A 25118-nucleotide genomic window follows, 5' to 3' on the forward strand; every position below is an offset into this window, starting at 1 on the left:
CGCAAGGAGCTGCGACCTTTTGATCTTCATGTCAAGACATAACAATAATCGACTGAGGTACAGCGGATGCTAAATTATCAACAAGTTGCAGACAATTTCGATTTAAATCAGGCTGCAAAAGAATTTTTATCAGGCGACTTAAATGCCCTAAATGCATGTTTTGAATGTTGTGATCGACATGCTTTACCTGGACGTATTGCCTTGTTTTGGCAAGGTAAAGATGGCACTAAGATTCAATATACCTTTACTGAATTACAAAAGCGTGCAGCACAATTTGCCAATTTTTTAAAAGCCAACGGTGTGAGTAAAGGAGATCGTGTATCGGGTTTATTACCCCGCACGCCTGAGCTCATCATTACTATTTTGGCCACATGGCGTATTGGTGCAGTGTATCAGCCTTTATTTACTGCCTTTGGTCCTAAGGCCATTGAGCATCGCGTAACTTTAGCCAACAGTAAATTTGTGGTTACTGATTTAGTCAATCGTGAAAAACTCAAAGACCTAGACACTTGTCCAAGTATTATTACCGTCACTGGTGATAAAGGTACTGGACTCTATCAAGGCGATTATAGTTTTTGGGCCGAAGTTGAACGCCAATCCAATGATTGTCCAATTGAACATTTAAGCATTGATGACCCATTCTTATTGATGTTCACTTCAGGCACCACAGGTCCAGCTAAACCGTTAAAAGTGCCGCTAAAAGCGTTAATTGCGTTTGGCAGCTATATGAAAAATGCTATTGGTTTACAGCCTCAAGATAGCTTTTGGAATATTGCTGATCCGGGTTGGGCATATGGTTTGTACTATGGCATTACCGGGCCATTATTACTGGGTCAGCCAACATTATTTTATGAAGGCGGTTTTACGATTGATAGTCTGTGCCAAATTGTGAAAGACTATAACGTCACCAACCTAGCGGGTGCACCAACTGCATATCGCATGATGATGGCCGCGGATCAGAAGCAAATGCAAAAACTACGCGGTCAATTCCGTGTCGTGAGTAGTGCAGGTGAACCGTTAAATCCAGAAGTGATTCGCTGGTTCGATCAGGTTTTAGATGCCCCAATTTACGATCATTATGGTCAAACTGAAGTGGGTATGGTGGTATGTAACCATCACGGTCTAGCACATGATGTCAAAGCGGGTTCAGCGGGTTTTGCTAGTCCCGGTTATCGAGTGGTCACGGTAGATGAGCAGGGCAACGAATTAGCTCAGGATACACCGGGAATTTTAGCAGTAGATTTAAATCAATCACCTATGATGTGGTTTTCTGGCTATGAAGAAAGTCGTAAATCACCATTTTTAAAGCATTATTATTTAACCGGCGATACTGCAGAAATTCATGCCGATGGCAGTATGAGTTTCGTTGGACGTAGTGATGATGTGATTACCACATCGGGCTATCGTATTGGTCCATTTGATGTGGAAAGTGCCTTACTTGAGCACGAGGCTGTGATTGAGGCAGCGGTGATTGGTGTACCTGATCCTGAACGTACCGAAATCGTCAAAGCATTTGTGATTTTAGCCGATCAAGAGGCGGCATCAGAGCATTTAGCCGAAAGTTTAAGCCAATTTGTGAAAACACGACTTTCGGCGCATGCCTATCCTCGGATGGTCGAGTTTGTGACAGAATTGCCAAAGACCCCAAGTGGTAAAATTCAGCGCTTCTTATTGCGTAACCAAGAAATTGAAAAACAAAAAACTCAGCTCAATGTGGCGAGCTAATATAAGGATATAACAATGAATATGCAATATGAACAAAGCCATAGTGATCAAGCCGCAAGCTTTCCATCAGCAACACAGTACACAGAAGAGCAATTACTGATTCAAGACATGACCAGAAGTTTTGCTGAAGAACAAATTAAACCCTATGCTGGGGATTGGGATGCTAAAGGTGAATTTCCGGCCCAAGCCTTAAAACAAATGGGGGAGCTGGGCTTGTTAGGTATGTTGGTCTCCGAAGAATGGGGCGGTTCTGCAACGGGTAACTTGGCTTATGTTCTGGCTTTAGAAGAAATTGCCGCAGCCGATGGTGCGACTTCAGCCATTATGAGTGTGCATAACTCTGTGGGCTGCGTACCTATTTTAAAATATGGTACCCAAGCGCAAAAAGAGCGATTTTTAGGCCCTTTGGCCCGTGGTGAGATGATTGGTGCTTTTGCTTTAACTGAACCCCATACCGGCTCAGATGCGGCAGCCATTAAAACCCGTGCCGTTAAAGATGGCGATCATTATGTGATTAATGGTGCCAAACAGTTTATTACTTCAGGCCATAATGCAGGTGTTATTATTGTCTTTGCCGTAACCGATCCAAGTGCGGGCAAAAAAGGCATGAGTGCCTTTTTAGTGCCACGTGACACCGCCGGTTATGAAGTGATTCGTGTTGAAGAAAAACTGGGTTTACATGCCTCAGATACCTGCCAAATTGCTCTAACTGACGTGCGTATTCATGAAAGTTTGCGTTTAGGTGCAGAAGGTGAAGGCCTTAAAATTGCTTTATCTAATTTAGAAGGTGGGCGTATTGGCATTGCAGCACAAGCGGTAGGTTTGGCACGTGCTGCCTTAGAAGAGGCCACCAAATATGCTCATGAACGTGTGGCTTTTGGTAAGCCGATTTTTGAACAACAAGCGATTTCTTTCCGCTTAGCCAGTATGGCAACCGAGATTGCTGCAGCCCGTCAATTGGTCCACCATGCTGCACGTTTAAAAGAAGCAGGACAACCGTGTTTAACTGAGGCATCTATGGCAAAACTATTTGCCTCAGAAATGGCAGAACGTGTTTGCTCTAAGGCATTACAAGTGTTTGGGGGTTATGGGTACTTAAAAGATTTCCCAATTGAACGTATTTACCGTGATGCGCGCATTTGCCAAATTTACGAAGGTACCAGTGATATTCAACGTCTCGTCATTGCACGCAGCTTGGCACAATAAGGAACAATCATGACACAAGAACAACAATTACTGATTGAGCAACATGGAAAGGTCGGTATTATTCGCTTAAACCGTGTAGCACATTTAAATGCGTTATCCATTGAAATGATTCAAGGCATTCATCAACAAGTTTTAGCTTGGCAAGACAATGCGCAGGTGCAAGCTATTCTTCTTAGCTCGAATAGTCCTAAAGCGTTCTCGGCAGGCGGTGACATTCGTTATATTTATGACAGTTATTATGCTGGTCAAAATCAGCATTTAGACTACTTTGCTGACGAGTATGCTATGTTGGCAGATCTATATAAGTCTAAAAAACCCTTAATTGCTTTATTAGATGGCTATGTTTTAGGCGGAGGCTTTGGATTAGCACAAGCTTGTCATCTTCGCGTGAGTTCAGAAAAGTCGCGTTTTGCTATGCCTGAAACCGTGATTGGTTATTTCCCAGATGTGGCTGCGACTTACTTTTTATCGCGTTTAGATGAAATTGGTGTCTATTTAGCCTTAACAGGTGAGCAAATCAGCGCTAACGACGCCTTTGCCCTAAAACTGGTTGATGCCTTGGTACTCAGTGAGCATTTAACTGAACTTGAGCAGCAAATCATTCAAGCCAAAGCCTTAGATTTAGGCAGTCTTCAAGCATTAATTGCTGGTTATACTGTACCAAAACATGCCTTACAGCTCGATGCAGGACGTATTCAGCGCTATTTTGCGCAACAGACCATTGAGGAAATTGAAGTGGCATTAGCCAGTGCAAATGAGGCGGATCAGTCATGGGCCGCTCAGGTGCTTGAAATCTTAGCCCAGCGTTCACCGAGCGCAAAGCGTGCCAGTCTTAAGCTACAGCAGCTAGGTCGTGGATTATCTCGTGAGCAAGCGATGAGCTTAGAACGCGAAGTACAAAGCTTATGGTTCAAACAAGGCGACTTTATTGAAGGTGTACGTGCCTTAATTATTGATAAAGACAAACAACCAAAATGGCGCGCTGATCAAATACAGTTAGATCAGCAAATTTCGGCATTGCTGCCTGAGCAAAAAGCATTGAGTGCTTGACGTGCTTAAATAAAAAAATCCCCGAAAGGGGATTTTTTTTATTTAAAAATCTCATGCGTTTACAGCGCTGATATAGGTAAAAACCCCTATCGTGTTAAGGAGTTTATTTGAGTGAGCATCACTTTTTTATAGCGAGAATTCGATTTTTACTTACTTTATAGCTAAAAATACTTAATCCATTCTAGATTTATCCTTATATCTCGCAGCCTTCTTTCTAACTAAAGTGAATGTATAAAGATTAACATTTACATAGGAAGGCATTTGATGATCAAAGCTCAGCACATGATCTCGGTGATGCTTTTAGCATGCTGCTATAGCAGTGTTGTATCAGCCGCTGAAAATGGTGGAAGTGCTTATCCTGACGGAACAGAAAGTTTTTTAGGTGGGGCAATGCCACCACCGGGCATGTATCTCGTCAGTTATAACCAATACTACAACGCAGATAAATTCAACAATAATCATCCAGTATTTGATGATTTCAAAATTGATACTTTTGCCACAGTTGCACGTGGCATCTATGTCAGCGACAAAACATTCTTAGGCGCAACATGGGGCATGCATTTCTTGTCTACGCCAATGCTGATTTAACGCTTGGTGGCGGTCAAGATGATCACATGGCGATGGGTGATCTGATTATCGACCCATTCTTATTAGGTTGGCATAAAGGGGATTGGCATGTGGCGACAGGGGTCGACTTCTATATCCCAGTTGGTTCTTACAACAAAAATAGACTCGCAAATATTGGACGTAACTATTACACCATTCAACCGGTTATCTCAGCCACATATTTAAATAAACAAGGCATCGAAGTCACTACCAAGTGGATGTACGACATCAATTTTGAGAATAAAGATAGCAAATATGAGTCAGGTAATGCTTTGCACGTCGACTATTTAGTTGCAAAGCACATAGGACCTTTGGCTGTAGGTGTTGGAGGGTATGTTCATCGTCAGCTTGAGGGTGACTCAGGTGAAGGTGCCATTTTAGGTGACTTTAAAGCCAAAGCAGCCAGCGTAGGACCACAAGTTCGCTACCAATTCCCGAAAGGGTATGCAATTGCAGCGAAATATCAAAAAGAATTTGATGTGGAAAACCGACCAGAAGGTCAAAAGTTCGCAATTGATATCACTATTCCATTTTAAAACATTGTTATTAAAAAATTAAAGCAAGTATACAGAGGTAAAATTATGAAAATTGAGAATCAAGATTATGCAGCAGGCAGTACAGGAGCTGTTGATTATTTAGTGGTGAATGAGTTTTCAGGCGGTATTGTCGGACCGAGCCAACGTATGCTTGGCCCTTTAAAAAATGGTGGGACACTTAAAACAGGTACACCTCCAGGATGCTGGGGTCCCATGATCACACCAGCATTCCAAGGTGGGCATGAAGTGACACTGCCCGTCTTTATTGAAGGTGCAGAGGTAGGCGATGCTGTCGCTTTAAAGATCAAACACATGCACGTGACCTCTACGGCGACCTCATCTGGTGTGATGCAATTTGTTGAGGGGCGTTATAAAGGTGATCCATTTGTCGCGAAATACTGTGAAGCATGTGGTACTGAACAGCCTGCAAGTTATGTAGACGGGATTGGTGAAGACGCGATTCACTGTAAAAACTGTGGTGCAGAAGTTAGTGCTTTCCGCTTTTCACATGGTTATGTGATCGTGTTGGACGAAGAAAATAAAGTGAGTTTGACGGTCAATCAAGAGATTGCCAACAAATTAGCAGGTAATGCCAATGAGCTTTCTGCATTACCTGAACATGCGGCACAACATTCTATTCTATCGCTCGCACGTGCTGACATGCCGGGTGTTGCTGCACACATGCGTCCATTCCTTGGAAATATTGGTACAACGCCTGCACGTGACTTACCAGATTCTCATAACTGCCACGACTTTGGTCAGTATTTGATTGATGCACCGCATAAATTCGGGATGACCGAAGAGGAGCTGATTGCAGCCAAAACTGACGGCCACATGGATACCAACTCGATTCGTCCAGGCTGTATTTTGATTTGTCCTGTGAAAGTACCAGGTGCAGGTGTGTATATGGGTGATATGCATGCGCAACAAGGCAATGGTGAAATTGCAGGGCATGCCACGGACGTTTCAGGCGAAACAGAATTACAAGTGGAAGTGATTAAAGGTTTAAACATTGATGGCCCAATTTTACTTCAAGCGTTCGATGACTTACCACCAATGGCACGTCCATTTAGCAAAGAGGAGCGTGAAAAAGTAAAAGCTTTAGGTGCGCGTTGGGGACAAACTGAAATTGAAGAAAGTGGTCCAATCACATTTATGGGAACAGGTAAAAACCTCAATGATGCAACCGACAATGCTTTAGCACGTGCGGCAAAAGTCACAGATTTAAGTGTGGATGAAGTCATGAACCGCTGCACAATTACAGGCTCTATCGAAATCAGCCGTTTACCAGGAATGGTACGTGCAACCTTCTTATGCCCAATGCCAATTTTAGAAAAACTAGGGATTGCAAACTTAGTCCGCGAACATTACCAACTTTAATTCATCACCTGAACGGCGGTTGATTCGGGCGTTTCAAACGCTGTTCGCAAAGAAGCATGAAATTTACTAAACCTAGAATTTAGAAACAATAATTTGAACAGGAATGTCATATGAACAGTAATGCAAAACTCCGTTGGGGCGATTTATATCCAGAACTTGGGATTGAGCCTATTCCAACTGAACCATGTATTTCACCAGAGATCTATCAAGAAGAAATTGAAAAGGTTTTCTCAAAAGTCTGGTTGAAAGTGGGACGTGTAGAAGAAATTCCAAAGAAGGGTAATTACAAAGTAAAACGCCTAGATTTTGCTAAAACCTCAGTCATTTTAATGCATGGCAAAGATGGTGAAATCCGTGGCTTCCATAACATTTGTTCACACCGTGGCAATAAAGTTGTGGTGGAAACAGGCAATGAAACCTTTGGTTCAAACAAAGCCGCAGTTGTGACTTGCCGTTTCCATGGCTGGGTTTACGATGCTAAAGGTGATTTGGTTAGCGTACCTGAAGAAGAAAAATTCACTTCTTGTTTTGATAAAGGTCATAACGGTCTTGCACCTATTCGTACCCAAGTTTGGGAAGGCTTTATTTTCATTAATCTTGATAACGAAGGCACGCAATCCGTTGAAGAATTCCTCGGTGATATGGGTACGCATTTAGGGGGCTACCCGTTCCATGAAATGGAAGAATGCTTTGCGTATAACACCTTATTAAATTGTAACTGGAAAGTGGCACATGATGCTTTTGCGGAAGCCTACCACGTCGCAACCATTCATGCAGGCTCTTTCCCGAATGTCTTTGCTTCAGGCTTACAGGAAGTACAGTTGTTTGGTGATCACCGTACCTGTGCAGTGTGTCTGACCAAAAATGCCAATCCAAAACCTGCTGCAGCATTGTCGGGCGAGATCACAGGTGCATCTTTGGTGAATCACTATGAACGTGTTCAGTTACCAAAAACAGTCAATCCAAATGACCGTGATGACTTCTCTTTCGAACTCTCTGTCATTTTCCCAAACATTTTGGTGCATGTGACGGAAGGGGTATGGTTTACCCATCAATTCTGGCCAGTTGGGCACAATCAAACACGTTGGGAAGGTCGTTATTACATTCCTAAAGCGAAAACCTACTCGGAGCGTTGGGCGCAAGAATTTGCACAAATCTTACAACGTAACGCTTGGTTAGAAGACACCGCAACCATGGAAGATACGCAAGAAGCGCTTGAATCTAAAGCGAAAAAAGTAATGCACCTTCAAGATGAAGAAATCTTGATCCGTCACGGTTACCACGTTCTTGAACAATATCTAAATCGCGCATAAGGAGAATGCACATGTCAAACATCATTTCACAATTGCCAGCTGACTTTGCAAGCTTAGAACCTTTTGTCGCGAAATGGGCTTTAGGAACGGGTAAGCAACGCCATGAAGCGCGTTTGAACTCAACCAAAGAAGAGTTGCAAGCATTTTATGATGCCATTTTGCCAGAAATGCGCAAGCTACTCGCTGCACTTGATCAATATGCTTTAGGCACATTGCCTGAAGAGCTACATAAATTGTATTGGTTAAGCCTGAGTTTTGCTGAGGTTGCACCACATATCGAGCTTTATAAGGGTTCAGTTGGCGTACCGTATGCATTTGCTGAGAACCGTTTCATTTATGAAACTGGTGACGTGGTCAACGTTTAAGAGGAATACAGGATGAGCCAGCACAATCTAGAACAGCGTTTGCATTATCTGGAGGCCTGCGAGGCGATTCGAAGCCTGATCGGTCGCTATGCCACAGCGGCGGATCAGCGCAACAATCCAGCTATTTTACAGCATGTATTTCATGAAGATGCAGTTTGGTATGCCAATGGTTTTGGAGAGTATCAAGGACGTCAAAATATCTTGAATGGATTGTCAAGTATCGCCAAAGCCAAGGTAGTTTGGAGCTTACACATCATGGCCATGCCCGACATTGAAGTGATGGATCAAAATCATGCAAACGCATCATGGATGCTTTGGGAGGTCTGTAATTTGGCAGATTCATCAACACAGCACAACCAAACGAACACCAGTTGTTTAGGTGGTTTTTATAAAACGGAATTACGTCGGGATGAGTTGGGTGAATGGAAATTTGATCGTGTCGAGCTGAATCTGACTTTCAATCAACCCTATCCGAATATAGCTATATAGGCACTGTATCAGTACGGCCTAAGGGAGTTTAAGATGAGAAAAATTGCAATTATCGGTGGTGGACAAGCAGGCTTATTATTGGCGTTCTCGCTACTCGAAAACAAATATGATGTCACTTTATATGTAGATCGCCCTGCGGATGAATTGTTACACGGCCGTATGGTGAGTACCACAATGTTCTTTACCAATACATTAGAGTTCGAACGTAAACTTGGTTTGAATTTTTGGGATGGTAAAGCGCATCGCGGTCAAGCGCTGCATGTCGATTTTCGCGCACCAAACGGCGAGATCATGTTACCTGTGACAGGTTATTTACATAAAAATGACGGTATTGCCATGGATCAGCGAACCAAATATCACCGTTGGTTAGAGGAATATCCACGCCGTGGTGGCAAGCTCATTATTCAAAATGTCAGTCCAGAAGATTTGCAAGTGATCACTGCAGAAAATGACCTGACGATTTTGGCTGCAGGTAAGGGCAATATCACCAGTTTGTTCAAGCGCAACGAATCGCGCTCAGTACATCACACCCCTCCGCGCAAATTGGCTGCAGCACTTGTCGTCGGTGACGATCTTTGTGGTCCAAATAGCTGGAACGGTCAACCATCTCAGACCTTGCATTTTAACTTTGTGGCAGGTGCAGGCGAATACTTCAGCATGCCGTTCTACAGTCATACACATGGGCCATGCCGTAGCTTCTTATTTGAGTGTGTACCGAATGGTCCAATGGATATCTTTGATGATGTGACATCTGGTGAAGAAATGGTGCAACGCATGAAAGAAGCAGTTGCCAAAGTTACCCCTGACCAAAGTTTCCGTATGCCTGACAATATGGAATTAAGTGATCCAAATGCATGGCTCAAGGGTGCTTTTCGTCCAGAAGTCCGTGACCCTGTTGCGACCTTAGACAATGGCGCGAAAATCTGGGGCATCGGGGATACAGTGATTGTCAATGATCCAATTGCTGGTCAAGGTGCGAACAATGCAACCCGAATGGTTGAACATTATCTTGAGGCAATTTTAGCGCGTGGCGATCAAGCGTTTAGTGCAGATTGGATGTCGGAAGTCTTTGAACAATTCTGGGAAAAGTCAGGTCGATATACCACAGAATTCACTAACTTGTTGTTAACCCCCCCAAGTGAAAGCTTATTACAAGTGTTAGGCGCAGCATCGCAAAACCAAGCGATTGCGGATGATTTTATGGGGCATTTCAATAATCCATGTGGTTTCTGGCCAGCGGTAGATGGAGAAGCTGGGGCACAAGAATACTTGTCAAGAAAGGAGTTTCAACATGCAGCTGCCTGAACACTTTTGGCAGGATGTTGATCTGGCGGAAGCAAAATCGCTCCGTCAGGCATTTGGTGGCTTTGCGACAGGAGTGGCGATTGTCACTTGCTTAGACCAAGATCAACAACCTGTAGGATTGACGATTAACTCTTTTAGTTCAGTGTCTTTAGATCCGGCATTGGTGTTATGGAGTTTAGTCAATCATTCTCCCAGCCGATCTGTTTTTGAAAGCGCTGAGTACTTCGCCATTAATATTTTAGGTGCACAGCAGCAGGAAGTAGGCTTGAACTTCGCTAAGCCGATTGCGGATAAGTTTCAATATGGGACTTGGAATATACAAGATTCCAAAGCGCCTATTTTAGATGGGTGTGTGGTGCAGTTTGTCTGCAAACGTGAACAACAAATTGAAGCAGGTGATCATCAAATTTTCTTAGGAAAAATTGAGCAATGTCGTCACAGTAACCAACGTCCACTGCTGTTTTGCAAGGGACAATTTAATGAATGGCCTGAGTACAAGGAGGTTTCATGACAGACTTAGATGGAAAAGTCGTCTTGGTGACAGGTGGTGCGACACATATTGGTCAAGCCGTAGTCCAAGAGTTGAAAGGCTTAGGTGCACAGGTCATTGTTGCTGATATTAATCAAACTCAAGGACAGCAAGTTGCACAATCAACCCAAGCTCAGTACGAATTTCTAGATCTCGCTAATGATGACAGTATTCGCACATTAAGTGGAAAACTCACTCAGTTAGACGTCTTGGTTAACCTAGCGTGTTTGTATGAAGATCATGGATCTGAATCTACACGTCAAGATTGGCAAAACACGTTCAATGTCACGGTATTTGGTCACGCAGCGTTAGTACAAGCATGTCGACCACTTTTGAAAAAAAGTACTGATGGTGCCGTAATTAATATCAGCAGTGTCAGTGCACGTATTGCACAAAAAGAACGCTGGGTCTATCCAGCATCTAAAGCAACTTTAGAGCAACTCACACAAAGCATGGCACTGGATCTAGCACAAGATGGTATTCGTGTACATGCACTCTCATTAGGTTGGACTTGGTCCGTCCCAATGCAAATGATTTCCGGCGGAGACCGCGCCAAAACTGATCGAGTGGCAGGACGTTTCCATGTGTTAGGACGTATTGCGGATGCAGAGGAAGTCGCACAAGCATTAAGTTTATTGTGTAGCCCGAAAGCAAAATTACTTACAGGCAGTGTGATTCATGCCGATGGTGGTTATCACATTCTAGGTCCTGAAGCCACAGATTCACCGATAGAGGAGTTAACTCAATGAACATTAAAATGACCAATGTTGCTGAGAAATTTTTGTGTTCAACCTCTGATGTGGAACAGGGTGAGGGACTACAAATCATTATTGACGGTTATCCGCCATTGGCAGTGTTTCACTTAGAAGATGGCGAGTTCTATGTCACCGATGATACGTGTACACATGGTGATGCATCATTGGCAGATGGTGAGATTGATGGCTGTGAAGTGGAGTGCCCATTTCATGCGGGTGCATTTAATATCAAAACCGGTGAACCATGTGGTGCACCTTGTACGATTCCACTGAAAACCTATCAATCGATTGTACGTGACAATAATGTTTATTTGGTGGAGTGATGCCGATGTATAAAATCCAAATAGACGGTCAAGCCGAATTTTATTGTTCAGCTAATGATGTATTGCTACGCGGTGGCTTACGTGAAGGACTAGGCATTCCTTACGAATGTAATGCGGGTGGTTGCGGGACGTGTAAAATCGAAGTCCTGTCAGGTGAAGTAGAAAATTTATGGGCAGATGCACCTGGATTAAGCGATCGTGATAAACGTAAAGGTCGGTTACTGGCGTGTCAGTGTCGCCCCAAATCGGATTGCGTGATTAAGCTTCGTTTAGACGAACAATGTGTTCCTAAAATTATTCCAAAACAAAAAAAAGTAACATTGAAGCATGCTCATTTGGTGACACATGATATTTTGGAAGTACATTTTCAATCAGATGAGCCAGCACAATTTATTCCTGGACAATACGCTTTAATTTGGGTGAATCAAGAGTTACTTCGTGCCTATTCGATGTCCAATTTGCCGAATGACGATGGTTTATGGGTCTTCCAAATCCGCCGTGTTCCTGATGGTAAGATGACCAATGTACTGTTTGATGAACAGTTGCGCGAACAAGCAGAAATACAAATTGATGGTCCGTACGGTTTAGCGCATTTACAAGAACAACCTCGTCCGATTGTCTGTGTGGCTGGTGGGTCTGGACTTGCTCCTATGTTGGCAATTGCTCGTGGCGTTGCAGTTAACCCACATTTACAACATCATAAAGTCTGGTTTTTCCATGGTGGACGTGAGCAACGTGATTTGTTTACTGAAAATCAATTACGCGATTGGACTGAATTGGGGGAGCGGCTGAACTATGTGCCAGCAACTTCATCAGAGTTGATCGAAGGTGTTCGTTCGGGGTTTATTCATGACGTGATTCATGACGTATTGGGTGAACAGTTGATTGCGCATGAAATTTACTGTGCAGGTCCGCCACCGATGGTGAAATCTATTGAACAAATGGCCCATCAAGCCGGTATTCCACAACAACAAATTCATTTTGATCGATTCTTTTAATGAAATGAACCCCCCATTCTTCTGCTAGTTTATCTCGCTCAGGCGATGGTTAACCCATCGCCGGTATTGAGCGATCACGACACATCAAGACCATATTGATGATCTGAGCAATCGATTCAGTTCCTAATTTTTGACGAATATGCGTGCGGTGAATTTCTACCGTTTTATGGCTGATATTCAACATTTGTGCGATATGTTTACTCGACAGTCCATCGACCAATAAATTAATAATCTCACTTTCTCTTGGTGATAAAGATTTTAATTTAAGCATCTGCTCTTGACGTTTCTCTTCTTCAATAAAGTCTTGTTCGGCAAGTTGCAGACAGGCTTGGATTTGATTGAGCATGTGCTGTGGATTAAACGGTTTTTCTAAAAAATCAAATGCCCCAGCCTTCATCGCGTTGACCGACATGGGAATGTCGCCGTGACCGGTCATGAAAATGATTGGCATACGGATTTTTTGTTGATTGAGTTGTTGTTGTAATTGCAAGCCACTCATCCCTCGCATACGAATGTCAAGGATTAAACATGCAGGTGTTTGCGGGCGATGAAAGTTAAGAAATTCAGTCGCACTGTTAAATATTTTGGTTTCGAGTTGCACTGAATCGAGTAACCATGTCAGTGAATTACAAATATCTTGATCATCATCAATGACATATACAATAGGCTCAGGAACATGAGAATTGGTTAAATACATTTTGCACGCTCCTGTGCCGCCAAAGAAATATTAAAAATGGCACCTGACTGACCTTCACAGACCCATAGGTAACCATGATGGTTTTCAATGATGCTCCGAGATAGCGTTAAGCCAATACCCATGCTATTTTTTTTGCTTGAATAAAAAGATTCAAAAATTTGTTCTGGATTTAGCCCTTCGAGTCCAGGGCCGTTATCTGCAATCGCGATCCGAACATGTTGGTTATGTTGCCAAGTGCGGATATAGATGTCTCTTTTACCCTCAGGATTATTTTGTAAAGCATCCACTGCATTAAAGACCAGATTGATAATAACCTGACTAAAGAGCGTTTCATCCGCAGAAATAAAGATCGGCGAGACACTGAGTTCATAATGAATCGTGCATCCACCTTGATCTGCTTTAAGCTTAATTAAAGGGTGTAGCTCTTGAATCAGATGATTCACAGCGTGAATTTGAAAATTCGCTTCACCCTTGCGTAAAAAGCTTCGCATACTTTGAATAATACGATTGACGCGTTGGATTTGATTTAAGCCTGAGTTTAAGGCAACTAAAGTTTCTGGTGTACTGGCTTGACCTTGTTGAATGCGAATAATACTGCCACCGATATAATTGTTTAATGCGGCTAAAGGCTGATTAAGCTCGTGTGCGAGTGCTGTGGCAAGCTCGCCCATGGTTTTACAACGTGATAAATGTCCAAGTTGTTTTTCTCGCGCACGGGCTTTTTCCTCAGCTTTCACTCGTTCTGTAATATCGCGATAATTAATTAAAATTCCCTGGATATTGGGATGTTGAAGTAGATTTCGATAAGTGGCTTCATGATGGCACCAGCGTCCATTATGGTGCAGAATCTTGTAGTTCAGACGATTTTCGTCGCCACAGGTTGGCGGTTGAAACAGCATTTTACGAACATGGCCACGATCATCAGGATGAATAATGCTTAAGATATTTTTATTGAGTACAAAACGTTCTCGATATCCTAAAATCCTTTTTAAGGATGGGCTGGCATAGAGCAATTTGCCTTGAATATCAACAATGGCGATCCCATCACCTGAGTGCTCAAGTAATAATTTAAAGTATTGGTCTTGGGATTGTAGCGCATATTGGTATTGCTTGATCTCACTAATATTACGTACTAAGGCAAGTAATTTAAGTTCATTAGAAATTTCAACCACTTTTAAGCAGACTTCAACAGGGATGTTGCGCTTAGTTTTAGATGAAATTAACCATTCAAAGGTGATCGCTTGATTAAGGGCGGCTTGTTTGACTTTAGTCAACGCTTGTTGAAAATTAAAACCATGTTCGAACACACTAATTTGTTCAACATTCATGGATTGTAATTCAGCCTTTGTATAACCGGTCAGTTGCTGTGCGGCCTGATTTACATCAATAAAGTCAATACAATTGATATCGTGAATAAAAATAGCATCACCAGCTTGATCAAAGATGGTTTTGTAATAGTTTAAACTGCTCATGTTTTTCCTTACTCTTGATGGCATCCGGCTATCTGGTAGAGGGTGTTCTTCTTCAGTGATGAACATTTTTTATGTTGTACTATATTGGCGCAAAGTCATACAAACTGCAATTCGTACCGATTAGAGTTTGTATACTTTAAGCATATAAAGCTACATCGTCAGTCATACTGAAGAAATCATGAAAGTTCAAGCAAAATATATACCGCTTTTAGAACATAAAAAAATCATGCTCTTTTAAGCATGATCTATGTAGAAAAAATGTGCTGAGATCGAGGACACTCACTCAGCACAAAAGATTTATGACTGGATAAAAGCTGTAATAGCTTGGTTAAAGGCTTCAGGCTGTTCGATATTTGAAATATGCGATGCATTAATTTCAAATAGTTGGCTACCTGTAATGCGTTGTTGCATAAATTCACCATCTGCAACAGTGGTTACAGGGTCTTGTTGACCTGCAACAATAAGAACAGGAACAGAAATATCTTGTAATTGTTGAGATACATCCGCCTTCGCCAAAGCTTCACAGCAACTTGCATAACCTTCGGGGCTGCCAGCTCCTAAGTCGTTTGAAAGTTTTGCAATGATATCTGGGTTGCTTTGAACAAAGGCTTCAGTAAACCAGCGGCCTGCAGCAGTCGATGCGATCGGTGCTAAACCTTGTTCACGTACAAGTGCTGCACGATCAGACCAAGCCTGTTCTTGACCAATTTTGGCAGCCGTGTTGCATACCACAACATGGCTAAAACGGTTTGCATGATGAATGGCTAACCACTGACCAGTTAAACCACCCATTGAAATCCCACAGAAAGCGGCTTTTTCAATATTTAGGTGATCGAGTAAATTCACAACGTCTTGACCGAGTTGATCAAGGGTGTAAGGGCCTTTTGGCGCTGATGATGCACCATGACCACGCGTGTCATAACAAAGCACAAAATGATCTTGGCTAAAGCACTCAATTTGTGCTTGCCACATGCTGAAATTGGTACCGAGTGAATTCGAAAATACGATTGCAGGTTTCAAGGCATCACCAAAAGTTTGGTAATTAATTTCAGCGTCTTGAGATGTAAAAATAGGCATAGAATCCCTCCCGACCTCCCTTTATACAAGGGAGGGGGGTTTTAATAGTTAAACACGTTCGATAATTAAAGCGATGCCTTGACCAACACCAATACACATTGAGCAAAGTGCATATTTGCCACCAATTTGTTCAAGTTGATTGATTGCTGTGGTCACTAAACGCGCACCCGATGCACCGAGTGGATGACCCAGTGCAATTGCACCACCATTTGGATTGACACGGGCTTCATCATCAGCCAAGCCTAAATCACGCGTTACAGACAATGCTTGTGCTGAAAAGGCTTCATTGAGCTCAATCACATCCATCTGTTCTAAAGTGAGACCCGTTTGTGCCAGTAACTTTTTAATGGCAGGTGCAGGACCAAAGCCCATAATGCGCGGCTCAACACCGACAACCGTTGCACCAATCACTTTGGCACGCGGTTTTAAACCATACGTTGCAACTGCATCGTCAGAGGCAATCAAAATTGCTGCTGCACCATCGTTAATACCTGAGGCATTACCTGCTGTTACTGTACCATCTGCTTTTACCACAGGTTTTAGCTTGGTTAAACCTTCTAAAGTGGTCGATGCACGTGGATGCTCGTCCGTATCAATCACAACTGCATCGCCCTTACGCTGTGGGATCACCACAGGCACGATTTCATTATTAAAGAAACCTTTGGCTTGTGCCGCTGCGGTACGTTGTTGGCTGTTGAAGGCAAATTTATCTTGATCTTCACGGCTGATGTTGAATTGTTCCGCTAAGTTTTCCGCAGTTTGCGGCATGGTTTCAACGCCATACATCTCTTTGAGTTTTGGGTTGATAAAACGCCAACCCATGGTGGTGTCTTCAAGTTTTTGACTACGACCATAAGCACTTTCTGGTTTACCCATTACCAGTGGTGCGCGTGACATAGATTCTACGCCACCTGCAACAATCAGGTCTGCTTCACCCGCTTTAATGGCACGGGCTGCCATCGCCACGGCATCAAGCGATGAACCACATAAACGGTTTACTGTTGTTGCTGGTACTTGATACGGTACACCAGCAAGCAGTGCAGACATACGACCGACGTTACGGTTGTCTTCACCCGCTTGGTTGGCACAGCCGTAAATAATATCGTCAACTTTTTCCCAATTGATGCTTGGGTTACGTTGCATCAGTGCTTGAAGTGGCACTGCACCTAAGTCATCAGCACGGACAGGCGCTAAACCGCCTGCATAGCGACCAAATGGCGTACGAATGGCATCGATGATATATGCATTTTTCATTTATTTATGTCCTAAATCTTTGAATCCCTCCCGACCTCCCTTTAAAAAAGGGAAGAGTTCCCAATCCTTAAATTCATTGGGTGGAAAGTCCCTCCTTTAATGAAGGAGGAATTTAGGGAGGATTGATAAATTAGCCTTGAGTCGCATCAATGAGTTTTGCGCCAGTCATAGATTGAAGTTCTTCAAAAGATAAGCCTTCAACTTTCTCAATGACTTTCATGCCATCAGGTGTCACATCAATCACACAAAGGTCGGTATAAATGCGGTCTACACATTTCAAACCTGTTGCAGGATAAGATAGCTCAGCCACGATTTTTGGTTCGCCTTTTTTAGTCACGTGATCCGTGGTAATAAAGACCTTTTTCGCGCCAACGGCTAAGTCCATGGCACCGCCAACCGCAGGAATTGCATCAGGTGCGCCTGTATGCCAGTTGGCAAGGTCGCCATTTTCCGCTACTTGGAACGCACCAAGGACAGCGATGTCTAAGTGACCGCCACGCATCATGGCAAATGAATCACCGTGGTGGAAATAAGAACCGCCTTCTAATAGAGTCACAAACTCTTTACCTGCGTTAATTAACTCAGGATCACGGTCTTCTTCTGCAGGGGGTGGACCAAAAGCCAATAAACCATTTTCAGAATGTAAAAATACATCTTTGTCAGAAGGTAAATAGCTCGAAATCTTAGTCGGTAAGCCAATACCAAGGTTGACATAAGCACCATCAGGAATATCTTGTGCAACACGTTCAGCAATTTGATCACGGGTTAGTTTTTGATAACTCATTTTATTTCTCCAATCTCAAATTACTGTGCTGGTTTAACTTGTACAACGTGTTGTACAAAAATACCCGGAGTGATGATGTGCTCAGGGTCTAAAGCACCTAATTCAACTACTTCTGATACTTGTGCAATTGTTACTGCTGCTGCTTGTGCCATAATTGGACCAAAGTTACGTGCAGATTTACGGTACACCAAGTTACCCCAACGGTCGCCCTTGTGCGCTTTAATTAAAGCAAAGTCTGCTTTGATTGGGTTTTCTAAAACGTAATCTTTGCCTTCATAGTTGAGGGTTGGTTTGCCTTCAGCAAGCAAAGTACCAAAACCTGTCGGGGTGTAGATTGGACCTAAGCCCATACCTGCTGCTTGAATACGGCACGCCAAGTTGCCTTGTGGGACAAGTTCTAACTCGATTTTGCCTGCACGGTAAAGCTCATCAAACACATAAGAATCTGACTGACGTGGGAAAGAACAAATAATTTTACGCACAGCGCCTGCTTGCAGCAGCTTTGCTAAACCGTAATCACCATTTCCAGCATTGTTATTAACAATCACCAAGTCTTTAACACCCAGCTCAATTAAACCATCAATCAGTTCGGCAGGTTGACCTGCTGTCCCAAAGCCACCGATCATGATGGTGGCACCATCTTTAATTTGTGCCAGTGCGGCTTGCATTGACGTTGAACTTTTATCAATCATGTCGTTTCCTTAGATGAATGAGGTTTAGAAGAGGACGGTGCCTTTGTGGCTGGCACGGCGCGCGGTGTTAAGATCAGGTGCGCCAACATGCCAATACAAATGCCCCAGAATACTGAACTGAGACCCAAAAATTGCATCCCAGAAGCAGTGGCTAAAAAGGTTAATAGTGCAGCATCGCGTTGATTTTCATGTTGCATGGCTACAGAAATATTGCTGGCAATCGCACCCAGTAAAGCCAGTCCAGCCAGTGCTGCAATCAACTCTTTAGGGAGTAGGCTAAACAGCATCACGATGCTGCCAGCAAATAAACCCCCTAAAATGTAAAAAACACCGTTGGCGATGCCAGCGATATAACGTTTATCTTTGAGTTCATGGGCGTCTTTACCCATACACAAAGCAGCGGTAATAGAGGCTAAAACGATGGTAATTCCACCCATACATGCCACAGCAAGGGAGGCGATACTGGTCGTTGCAATAATGGGTTTGGCTGGGACGTCATACCCACTGAGTTTAATGATCGACATGCCTGGTAAAAACTGACCAGACAAGCTGACTAAAATCAGCGGCAGGGCAAAGTTTAAGGTCGATGACCAGCTCCATTCAGGTTGAATCCACTGCGGTACCGCCAATTGAAAGTCGACAGTCACTGGATTAATTTGCCCGAAAGACATCGCCAAGATGACACCGGATAAAAGTACCCATAACATGGTGTAGCGTGGAGTCAAACGTTTGGCGAGCAAAAAAACAGCCAACATACCAAACACAATCCATGGCATGGAGTCGCTGGCTTTAAATAAACTTAAGCCAAATTGAAATAAAATGCCCGCCATCATGGCAGCGGCAATATTTTGTGGAATCCACTTTAAAAGTTTGTCAAAGGAACCAGAAATCCCAATCAGAAAAATCACCACAGCTGAGGTAATATAAGCAGCAATGGCCTCATTTAAAGACAATTCAGGGAATAAAGTAACCAGTAAGGCAGTACCCGGTGCTGACCATGCTGTCACAATTGGGACTTTATATTTAAGTGATAAAAAAATCCCAGCACACGCAGCACCGATGGAAATGGCCCAGATCCAAGAGATCATCATCTCTTGAGAGACTTGAGCTTGCTGCGCGGCTTGGAAAAAGATAATCAGCGGGCCGGCATAAGAAATCAGCACAGCTAAAAATCCTGCAACTGTGGCTGAGATCGACCAATCCTCTTGTAATGTTTTTAACAGGGTTGCCATTGGATGATGCCTCCTTGCGTCAATGATCCTGCAAATGAGAGGGGGAGATCAGGTTAACCCTGATCACCACCACCCACAGGAACCACTGTACCTGTGATATAAGATGATTCATCTGAAGCAAGGAATGTAATTGCATTCACTTGTTCTTGAATCGTGCCATAACGACCCATAAAGGTACGATCAATGGTTTGATCGACCACTTGTTGCATCCACGCTTGGTCTTGCTCAGACATTGGCGCAGCATTACGCGGTACTTTACGCGGCGGTGCTTCTGTACCACCTGTTGCAACCGCATTGACACGGATGCCATCTTTGGCATGTTCAAATGCTAAAGATGCCGTTAAACCATTTACACCGCCTTTGGCAGCAGAGTAAGGGATACGGTTAATGCCGCGTGTTGCAATTGAAGAAACGTTTACAATCGTTCCTTGTTTGTTTTTCAACATTTCAGGTAGAACTGCTCGGCAGCACCATAGGGTTGGGAACAATGAACGATTGACTTCTTTGATGATTTCTTCTTCAGAAAATTCTTGAAAAGGTTTCATCCAAATTGCACCACCGACGTTGTTGATGAGGGCATCAACACGACCGTAGCTTTCAACTGCTTTGGCAACAACGGATTGTGCACCTGAGAAAGTTTCTAGGTTGGCTTTCACTACAATCGCTTGACCGCCTGCATTGGTGATTTCTGCAAGCACATCATCGACATAGTCAGAAAAGTCAGCCATGACAACGTGTCCGCCTTCGCTGGCAACTTGTAAGGCAACCCCGCGACCAATGCCTTGCGCGGCACCAGTCACGATCACAACTTTATTTAAAAATCTTTGACGATCAGACATTTGAATCGCTCTCAATTAGTTTGCTGAGAATTTTTCGAATAAGAAGCTCGCCGGTTTAACACCTTCTGCATCTAACCAACCACGAACCGCATCGACCATTGGTACAGGACCACAGAGGTAAACGTCTACGTCACCGCCATTTAACCATTCTGTTTCGATATGACCTGTGACATAACCTTTACGCTCATGCGCAGATTCAGGGCTTGCAACCACTGTGCGATATTCGAACCAAGAAAGTTTCTCTTGTAATTTGTTCAGTTCTTCAAGTGCAACTAAGTCGAAGTCATTGGTCACACCAAATACAAGGCGTACTGGATGCTCAGAACCTTTTTCTTCTAATACTTGAAGCATCGACATAAATGGGGCAATACCTGTACCACCCGCAAGCATTACAACAGGACGTGCAACATTACGTAAGTAGAAGCTACCAAATGGACCCGTAAATGTCATTTTGTCGCCAACTTTCGCTGTTTCGCTTAAGAAGCTACTCATTTTACCGTTAGGTACGTTACGAACAACGAAACTGGTTAAACGGTTACCTGGTTTAGAGCTGAAAGAGTATGAACGTGTCTCTTGCGTGCCTGGAATACCTACGTTGACATATTGACCCGCAAGGAAGTTGATGTCTGGTTGACCTTCGTCTAATTGGATATCAAAGGTAATAGTAGATTCTGATAAGTTTTCTACACTTGCCAAAGTACCTTGGTAAGTATGAATTTCTGTTTTGCAGACATCAGAAGATGCTTGAATTTGGAATACCGCATCAGAAGTAGGGCGGCATTGGCAGGCTAGGATATAGCCTTGCTCAGCTTCTTCTGGCGTCAGTGCATCTTCAATATAAGTTTCTTCAGGCATGTCATATGTACCCGATTCACAAAATGCACGGCAAGTACCACATGCGCCGTCACGGCAATCTAGTGGAATATTAATCTTTTGACGATAAGCGGCGTCAGATAAAGATTCACCTTGAGCAACTGAAATGAAGCGTGTCACGCCATCTTCAAATTGAAGAGCAATGTTGTGGTTTGACATGGCTGAAAATCCTATAAAAAAATCTGGGGAACAGAGAGAGAAACCTTTAGCTAAAAATCCTTTTAGCTAAAGGCAGTGCTTGTAAAAATAAAAGCACTTAAAAGAACTTATTAGAGGTGATAAACATCAATCACTTGGTTGATGTAATCATTTTTAAGTACCACATATTTATTTAAAATTTGTGGTTGATCACCTGATAAATCGATTTCGTAACGTGACATACCAAAGTAGCTGTACGATTTTTGGTAGCGGTAACTTAAAGTGTTCCAGTTAAAACGTACAATAACCTTGTCTTCATGACGCTCAAGAATCTCAATGTTGTTTACATTGTGGCTGGTACGTGTATCCGGCATGGTTGCAGAAGAACGTTCTGTTTTAATACGGAACACACGGTCTTCTAAGCCTTGACGATCTGGATAATAAATTAACGAGATCTCAGATTGTGGATCTTCAGTTAAAGTATTGTAGTCATCCCAAGATGGCATCCAGAAAGAGGCTGTAGGTGCATAGCACGCTAACCACTCATCCCATTGCTCATCATCAAGTAGGCGCGCTTCTTTAAATAAGAACTGGCTCACTGATTCTAAAGTTGCTTCAAGATTCGCGTTGCTCATGCGTGATCTCCTTGTTCAGCTAAAGCTTGCTCTGCTTTAATCGCACGTTTCATTTCTTCTAACCAATGTTGATGTTGTGCAAGGTATAAACCTTCATCTTCAGTTTTAATGCCTGAAAGTTTTGGTTTAAGACCGATTTCATTTGCAGCATCATCTGGACCATTGATCCAATGCTTAGAACCACGGCACATATCGTTCCATTCAAGCTCGATACCTGCATAGCCTGCTTGACATGCGCGGAATTCTTCTAAGTCATCCGGAGTTGCCATACCTGAAGCGTTGAAGAAGTCTTCATATTGACGAATACGGCGTGTACGTGCTTCTGGCTCTTCACCTACAGGTGCGATACAGTAGATGGTCACTTCTGTTTTATCGACAGAGATCGGGCGAAGGACACGGATTTGTGAACCAAACTGATCCATCAAGTAAACGTTTGGATATAAGCACAGGTTACGTGAACGTTCGATCATCCACTTCGACATTGCAGGGCTGAATTTTTCAGCATATTCTTCTGCTTTCGGGAAGTTAGGACGGTCTTCAGGGTTCGCCCACTGTGTCCAAAGTAACATGTGACCGTTTTCAAAACCGTAAGAACCACCGCCTTGTTTACCCCAAGAACCAGCGCTCATGGCACGGATGTTGTCACCCGCTTCTTTCTCTTTACGTTGCTGAGTCGTTGCAGCGTAGTTCCAGTGAACTGCTGATACGTGGTAACCGTCTGCGCCGTTTTCAGCCGTCAGTTTCCAGTTGCCTTCGTAGGTATACGTTGAAGCACCACGTAAAACTTCTAAACCTTGATCAGACTGACCTACGATCATGTCGATAATTTTAGTCGTTTCACCTAAGAATTCTTCTAATGGTAATACGTCTGGGTTTAAGCTACCGAATAAGAAACCTTTATAGTTTGCAAAACGTGCAACTTTTTTCAGGTCGTGTGAACCTTCTTTGTTAAAGCAATCAGAATAACCTGCATCTGCTGGATCTTTAACTTTTAAAAGTTTACCTGAGTTATTAAATGTCCAACCATGGAATGGGCAAGTATAGGTTGCTTTGTTACCACGTTTGTTACGGCAAAGCTGTGCACCACGGTGTGAACATGCATTGATCATCGCATTTAACTCGCCTTGGCGGTTACGTGCAATAACGATTGGCTGACGACCAATATATGTTGTGTAGTAATCGTTATTATTTGGAATTTGGCTTTCGTGCGCCAAGTAAACCCAGTTGCCTTCAAAGATGTATTTCATCTCTAAATCAAAAAGGGCTTGATCAGTGAAAACTGAACGATGAAGTTTAAACTCACCTGTCTCAAAGTTGTCTACAAGTAACTCATCAAGACGATCTAGATGGCTGGTATTAATTACAGGAATACGTGGCATGGACGTTCTCCGACTTTCCAAATTGAGGGGAAGTCATCGGGATAATGGATGGATTATCCCGATTCCGACTGAATGATTTATGCTGATGCGCGGCGGCGTTCAACTTCAGTTGAAGGTGCACCTTCAACATCTTTGACTAATTCAATGTCAAATTGAATGTGTTTGAACGCACCTTTCAGGCCACGACGAGCGATTTCAGCTTCATCAGTTACGTCTACGGCAGTCGCTACCAAGCCATCACGTGTTGCGAATGCAAAGTCATCCCAAAGGTATTGATCACCTTCGATGTTAAACTGAGTGGTTAACTTACGGTAACCCGGTGCAGTAACGAAGTAATGCACGTGTGAAGGGCGGTTACCGTGACGACCTAGTTTGTCTAATACAAGCTGAGTGGTACCTTGTGGAGGGCAACCATAACCTACAGGCATAGTTGTTAAAGCAGTGTATTGACCTTGTGCATCAGTTAAGATCGAACGACGTAAGTTGAAGTCAGATTGTGACTTATCGAAGAACGAGTAGTTACCTAAGCTGTTGGCATGCCAAACTTCAACTTTAGCACCCTCAATGATGTTACCTTGAGTATCTTTAACGATACCTTCGATAATTAACGTTGGGATTTTGCCTTCTTCAGAACCATCATCCATACGGGCAAAACCGACAGATTCTGGTGCACCAGCGACATACAATGGACCTTCAATGGTACGTGGCGTACCACCAGTGATGCCTGCTTTGGCATCAGCTTCGTCAGCACGTAAATCAAGATAGTGCTCTAAACCTAAACCAGCAGCTAAAAGACCAAGTTCGTTGGCTTGACCTGCATCAGTAAAATACTCAAGACCTTTCCAAAGTTCCGTTTGGCTGATGTCTAAGTCTTCAATCGCTTGGAACAAATCTCCAAGTAAACGCACCACAATTTGTTGTACACGTGCATCCACTGGACCTGTTGCAGTGTCAACGTTCATTTGCTTAACTAAAGCATCAATTTCTTGGCGATTCATACATTTACTCCTGTAAATATGTATGGCAAGCACATTCATCGCAATTTAACTTGGGCTGGCGAGATGGCTGGCCGGTTTCCTTTTTTGGACAATAAGGGGGTCAAGATGCAGCAAAAAAACTGCATCCATGCTGAAAATTTAAACTAATTGATGTGGCTTAAATTAACGATCGTCTTCACGAATTGAAGAGGGATGACGATTGAGTGCCATCACTTCAATGTGCATATACGGATACAACGGTAAACCTTGTAAAATCGTATGCAGCTCTTCGTTACTTTCGACATCAAAAATACTGATGTTGGAATATTGACCGGTAATACGCCAAATATGACGCCATTTCCCTTGCTGCTGTAACTCTTGCGAATAAGCTTTTTCTACAGCTTTAATTTCATTGGCTTGTTCAACCGGCATATCACGTGGAATATTGACATCCATTCGTACCTGAAACAGCATGTTTCACTCCTTCTT

General features: G+C 43.2%; 27 protein-coding genes. 14 read left to right on the forward strand and 13 right to left on the reverse strand.

Annotated features, from left to right (window positions below):
- Window positions 1-66: 66 nt before the first annotated feature.
- The 14 genes from AC5YCI_RS11830 (at window position 67) to AC5YCI_RS11895 (ending at window position 12580) form a co-directional block, all read left to right on the forward strand.
- A complete protein-coding gene (locus AC5YCI_RS11830; protein ID WP_496130634.1) occupies window positions 67-1725 on the forward strand; it encodes an AMP-binding protein in 1659 nt (552 codons plus the stop codon).
- Window positions 1726-1746: 21 nt separating this feature from the next.
- Complete coding sequence (locus AC5YCI_RS11835) at window positions 1747-2931, forward strand: acyl-CoA dehydrogenase family protein (protein ID WP_496130649.1); 1185 nt, start codon at window positions 1747-1749, stop codon at window positions 2929-2931.
- Window positions 2932-2940: 9 nt separating this feature from the next.
- Entirely contained in the window at window positions 2941-3981 is a 1041-nt protein-coding gene (locus tag AC5YCI_RS11840; RefSeq protein ID WP_496175563.1) for an enoyl-CoA hydratase/isomerase family protein, read from the forward strand.
- Between the two features lie 264 nt (window positions 3982-4245).
- The gene (locus AC5YCI_RS11845; protein ID WP_496175564.1) at window positions 4246-4569 is read left to right on the forward strand and encodes a hypothetical protein; all 324 of its coding nucleotides are present in this window, start codon (window positions 4246-4248) and stop codon (window positions 4567-4569) included.
- Window positions 4530-5123 carry a SphA family protein gene (locus tag AC5YCI_RS11850; protein WP_496175565.1) on the forward strand — a complete coding sequence of 198 codons (594 nt, stop codon included), beginning with the start codon at window positions 4530-4532 and terminating at the stop codon, window positions 5121-5123. Before AC5YCI_RS11845 ends, AC5YCI_RS11850 begins: the two co-directional genes overlap by 40 nt.
- A gap of 45 nt (window positions 5124-5168) precedes the next feature.
- Window positions 5169-6503: an acetamidase/formamidase family protein gene (locus AC5YCI_RS11855; protein WP_496175566.1), complete on the forward strand. Its 1335-nt coding sequence runs from the start codon at window positions 5169-5171 to the stop codon at window positions 6501-6503.
- Between the two features lie 110 nt (window positions 6504-6613).
- Window positions 6614-7816, forward strand: a complete 1203-nt coding sequence (locus AC5YCI_RS11860; RefSeq protein WP_496175567.1) for an aromatic ring-hydroxylating oxygenase subunit alpha — start codon at window positions 6614-6616, stop codon at window positions 7814-7816.
- 11 nt (window positions 7817-7827) lie between these two features.
- On the forward strand, window positions 7828-8181 hold the full coding sequence (locus tag AC5YCI_RS11865; RefSeq protein ID WP_179998700.1) for a hypothetical protein: 354 nt from the start codon (window positions 7828-7830) through the stop codon (window positions 8179-8181).
- 12 nt (window positions 8182-8193) lie between these two features.
- Window positions 8194-8670, forward strand: a complete 477-nt coding sequence (locus AC5YCI_RS11870; protein ID WP_496130639.1) for a nuclear transport factor 2 family protein — start codon at window positions 8194-8196, stop codon at window positions 8668-8670.
- Between the two features lie 33 nt (window positions 8671-8703).
- Entirely contained in the window at window positions 8704-9975 is a 1272-nt protein-coding gene (locus tag AC5YCI_RS11875) for a styrene monooxygenase/indole monooxygenase family protein (protein ID WP_496175568.1), read from the forward strand.
- Window positions 9962-10486, forward strand: a complete 525-nt coding sequence (locus AC5YCI_RS11880) for a flavin reductase family protein (protein WP_496175569.1) — start codon at window positions 9962-9964, stop codon at window positions 10484-10486. The genes AC5YCI_RS11875 and AC5YCI_RS11880 overlap by 14 nt, the downstream gene beginning before the upstream one ends.
- On the forward strand, window positions 10483-11253 hold the full coding sequence (locus tag AC5YCI_RS11885; protein ID WP_092766729.1) for an SDR family oxidoreductase: 771 nt from the start codon (window positions 10483-10485) through the stop codon (window positions 11251-11253). Before AC5YCI_RS11880 ends, AC5YCI_RS11885 begins: the two co-directional genes overlap by 4 nt.
- Complete coding sequence (locus tag AC5YCI_RS11890) at window positions 11250-11582, forward strand: non-heme iron oxygenase ferredoxin subunit (protein ID WP_092766730.1); 333 nt, start codon at window positions 11250-11252, stop codon at window positions 11580-11582. The genes AC5YCI_RS11885 and AC5YCI_RS11890 overlap by 4 nt, the downstream gene beginning before the upstream one ends.
- Window positions 11583-11587: 5 nt before the next feature.
- On the forward strand, window positions 11588-12580 hold the full coding sequence (locus AC5YCI_RS11895) for a 2Fe-2S iron-sulfur cluster-binding protein (RefSeq protein ID WP_496175570.1): 993 nt from the start codon (window positions 11588-11590) through the stop codon (window positions 12578-12580).
- Window positions 12581-12629: 49 nt separating this feature from the next.
- Here the strand turns inward: AC5YCI_RS11895 and AC5YCI_RS11900 are convergent, their stop codons facing one another.
- From AC5YCI_RS11900 to catC, 13 genes are all read right to left on the reverse strand, one after another.
- The gene (locus AC5YCI_RS11900; RefSeq protein ID WP_496175571.1) at window positions 12630-13277 is read right to left on the reverse strand and encodes a response regulator transcription factor; all 648 of its coding nucleotides are present in this window, start codon (window positions 13275-13277) and stop codon (window positions 12630-12632) included.
- Entirely contained in the window at window positions 13268-14749 is a 1482-nt protein-coding gene (locus AC5YCI_RS11905) for a PAS domain S-box protein (RefSeq protein WP_496175572.1), read from the reverse strand. Before AC5YCI_RS11905 ends, AC5YCI_RS11900 begins: the two co-directional genes overlap by 10 nt.
- A gap of 297 nt (window positions 14750-15046) precedes the next feature.
- The gene (gene pcaD / locus AC5YCI_RS11910) at window positions 15047-15826 is read right to left on the reverse strand and encodes a 3-oxoadipate enol-lactonase (protein ID WP_496175573.1); all 780 of its coding nucleotides are present in this window, start codon (window positions 15824-15826) and stop codon (window positions 15047-15049) included.
- A 48-nt stretch (window positions 15827-15874) separates the two neighbouring features.
- Window positions 15875-17080 carry a 3-oxoadipyl-CoA thiolase gene (gene pcaF / locus AC5YCI_RS11915; protein WP_496175574.1) on the reverse strand — a complete coding sequence of 402 codons (1206 nt, stop codon included), beginning with the start codon at window positions 17078-17080 and terminating at the stop codon, window positions 15875-15877.
- A 130-nt stretch (window positions 17081-17210) separates the two neighbouring features.
- Entirely contained in the window at window positions 17211-17864 is a 654-nt protein-coding gene (locus AC5YCI_RS11920; RefSeq protein ID WP_496175575.1) for a 3-oxoacid CoA-transferase subunit B, read from the reverse strand.
- A gap of 20 nt (window positions 17865-17884) precedes the next feature.
- Window positions 17885-18556, reverse strand: a complete 672-nt coding sequence (locus AC5YCI_RS11925) for a 3-oxoacid CoA-transferase subunit A (protein ID WP_496129631.1) — start codon at window positions 18554-18556, stop codon at window positions 17885-17887.
- Window positions 18553-19788: a benzoate/H(+) symporter BenE gene (gene benE, locus AC5YCI_RS11930; protein ID WP_496175576.1), complete on the reverse strand. Its 1236-nt coding sequence runs from the start codon at window positions 19786-19788 to the stop codon at window positions 18553-18555. The genes AC5YCI_RS11925 and benE overlap by 4 nt, the downstream gene beginning before the upstream one ends.
- A 53-nt stretch (window positions 19789-19841) precedes the next feature.
- On the reverse strand, window positions 19842-20627 hold the full coding sequence (benD, locus tag AC5YCI_RS11935) for a benzoate diol dehydrogenase BenD (protein WP_496175577.1): 786 nt from the start codon (window positions 20625-20627) through the stop codon (window positions 19842-19844).
- Window positions 20628-20642: 15 nt separating this feature from the next.
- Complete coding sequence (benC, locus tag AC5YCI_RS11940) at window positions 20643-21659, reverse strand: benzoate 1,2-dioxygenase electron transfer component BenC (RefSeq protein ID WP_496129628.1); 1017 nt, start codon at window positions 21657-21659, stop codon at window positions 20643-20645.
- 110 nt (window positions 21660-21769) lie between these two features.
- Entirely contained in the window at window positions 21770-22273 is a 504-nt protein-coding gene (gene benB / locus AC5YCI_RS11945) for a benzoate 1,2-dioxygenase small subunit (RefSeq protein ID WP_496129627.1), read from the reverse strand.
- Window positions 22270-23652 (reverse strand): benzoate 1,2-dioxygenase large subunit, encoded by a 1383-nt coding sequence (benA, locus tag AC5YCI_RS11950; RefSeq protein ID WP_496175578.1) that lies wholly within the window; start codon window positions 23650-23652, stop codon window positions 22270-22272. The genes benB and benA overlap by 4 nt, the downstream gene beginning before the upstream one ends.
- A 77-nt stretch (window positions 23653-23729) precedes the next feature.
- The gene (gene catA / locus AC5YCI_RS11955; protein WP_496175579.1) at window positions 23730-24650 is read right to left on the reverse strand and encodes a catechol 1,2-dioxygenase; all 921 of its coding nucleotides are present in this window, start codon (window positions 24648-24650) and stop codon (window positions 23730-23732) included.
- 162 nt (window positions 24651-24812) lie between these two features.
- The gene (gene catC / locus AC5YCI_RS11960; protein ID WP_496129624.1) at window positions 24813-25103 is read right to left on the reverse strand and encodes a muconolactone Delta-isomerase; all 291 of its coding nucleotides are present in this window, start codon (window positions 25101-25103) and stop codon (window positions 24813-24815) included.
- Between the last annotated feature and the right edge of the window lie 15 nt (window positions 25104-25118).

Source organism: Acinetobacter sp. CY17 (assembly GCF_059515825.1).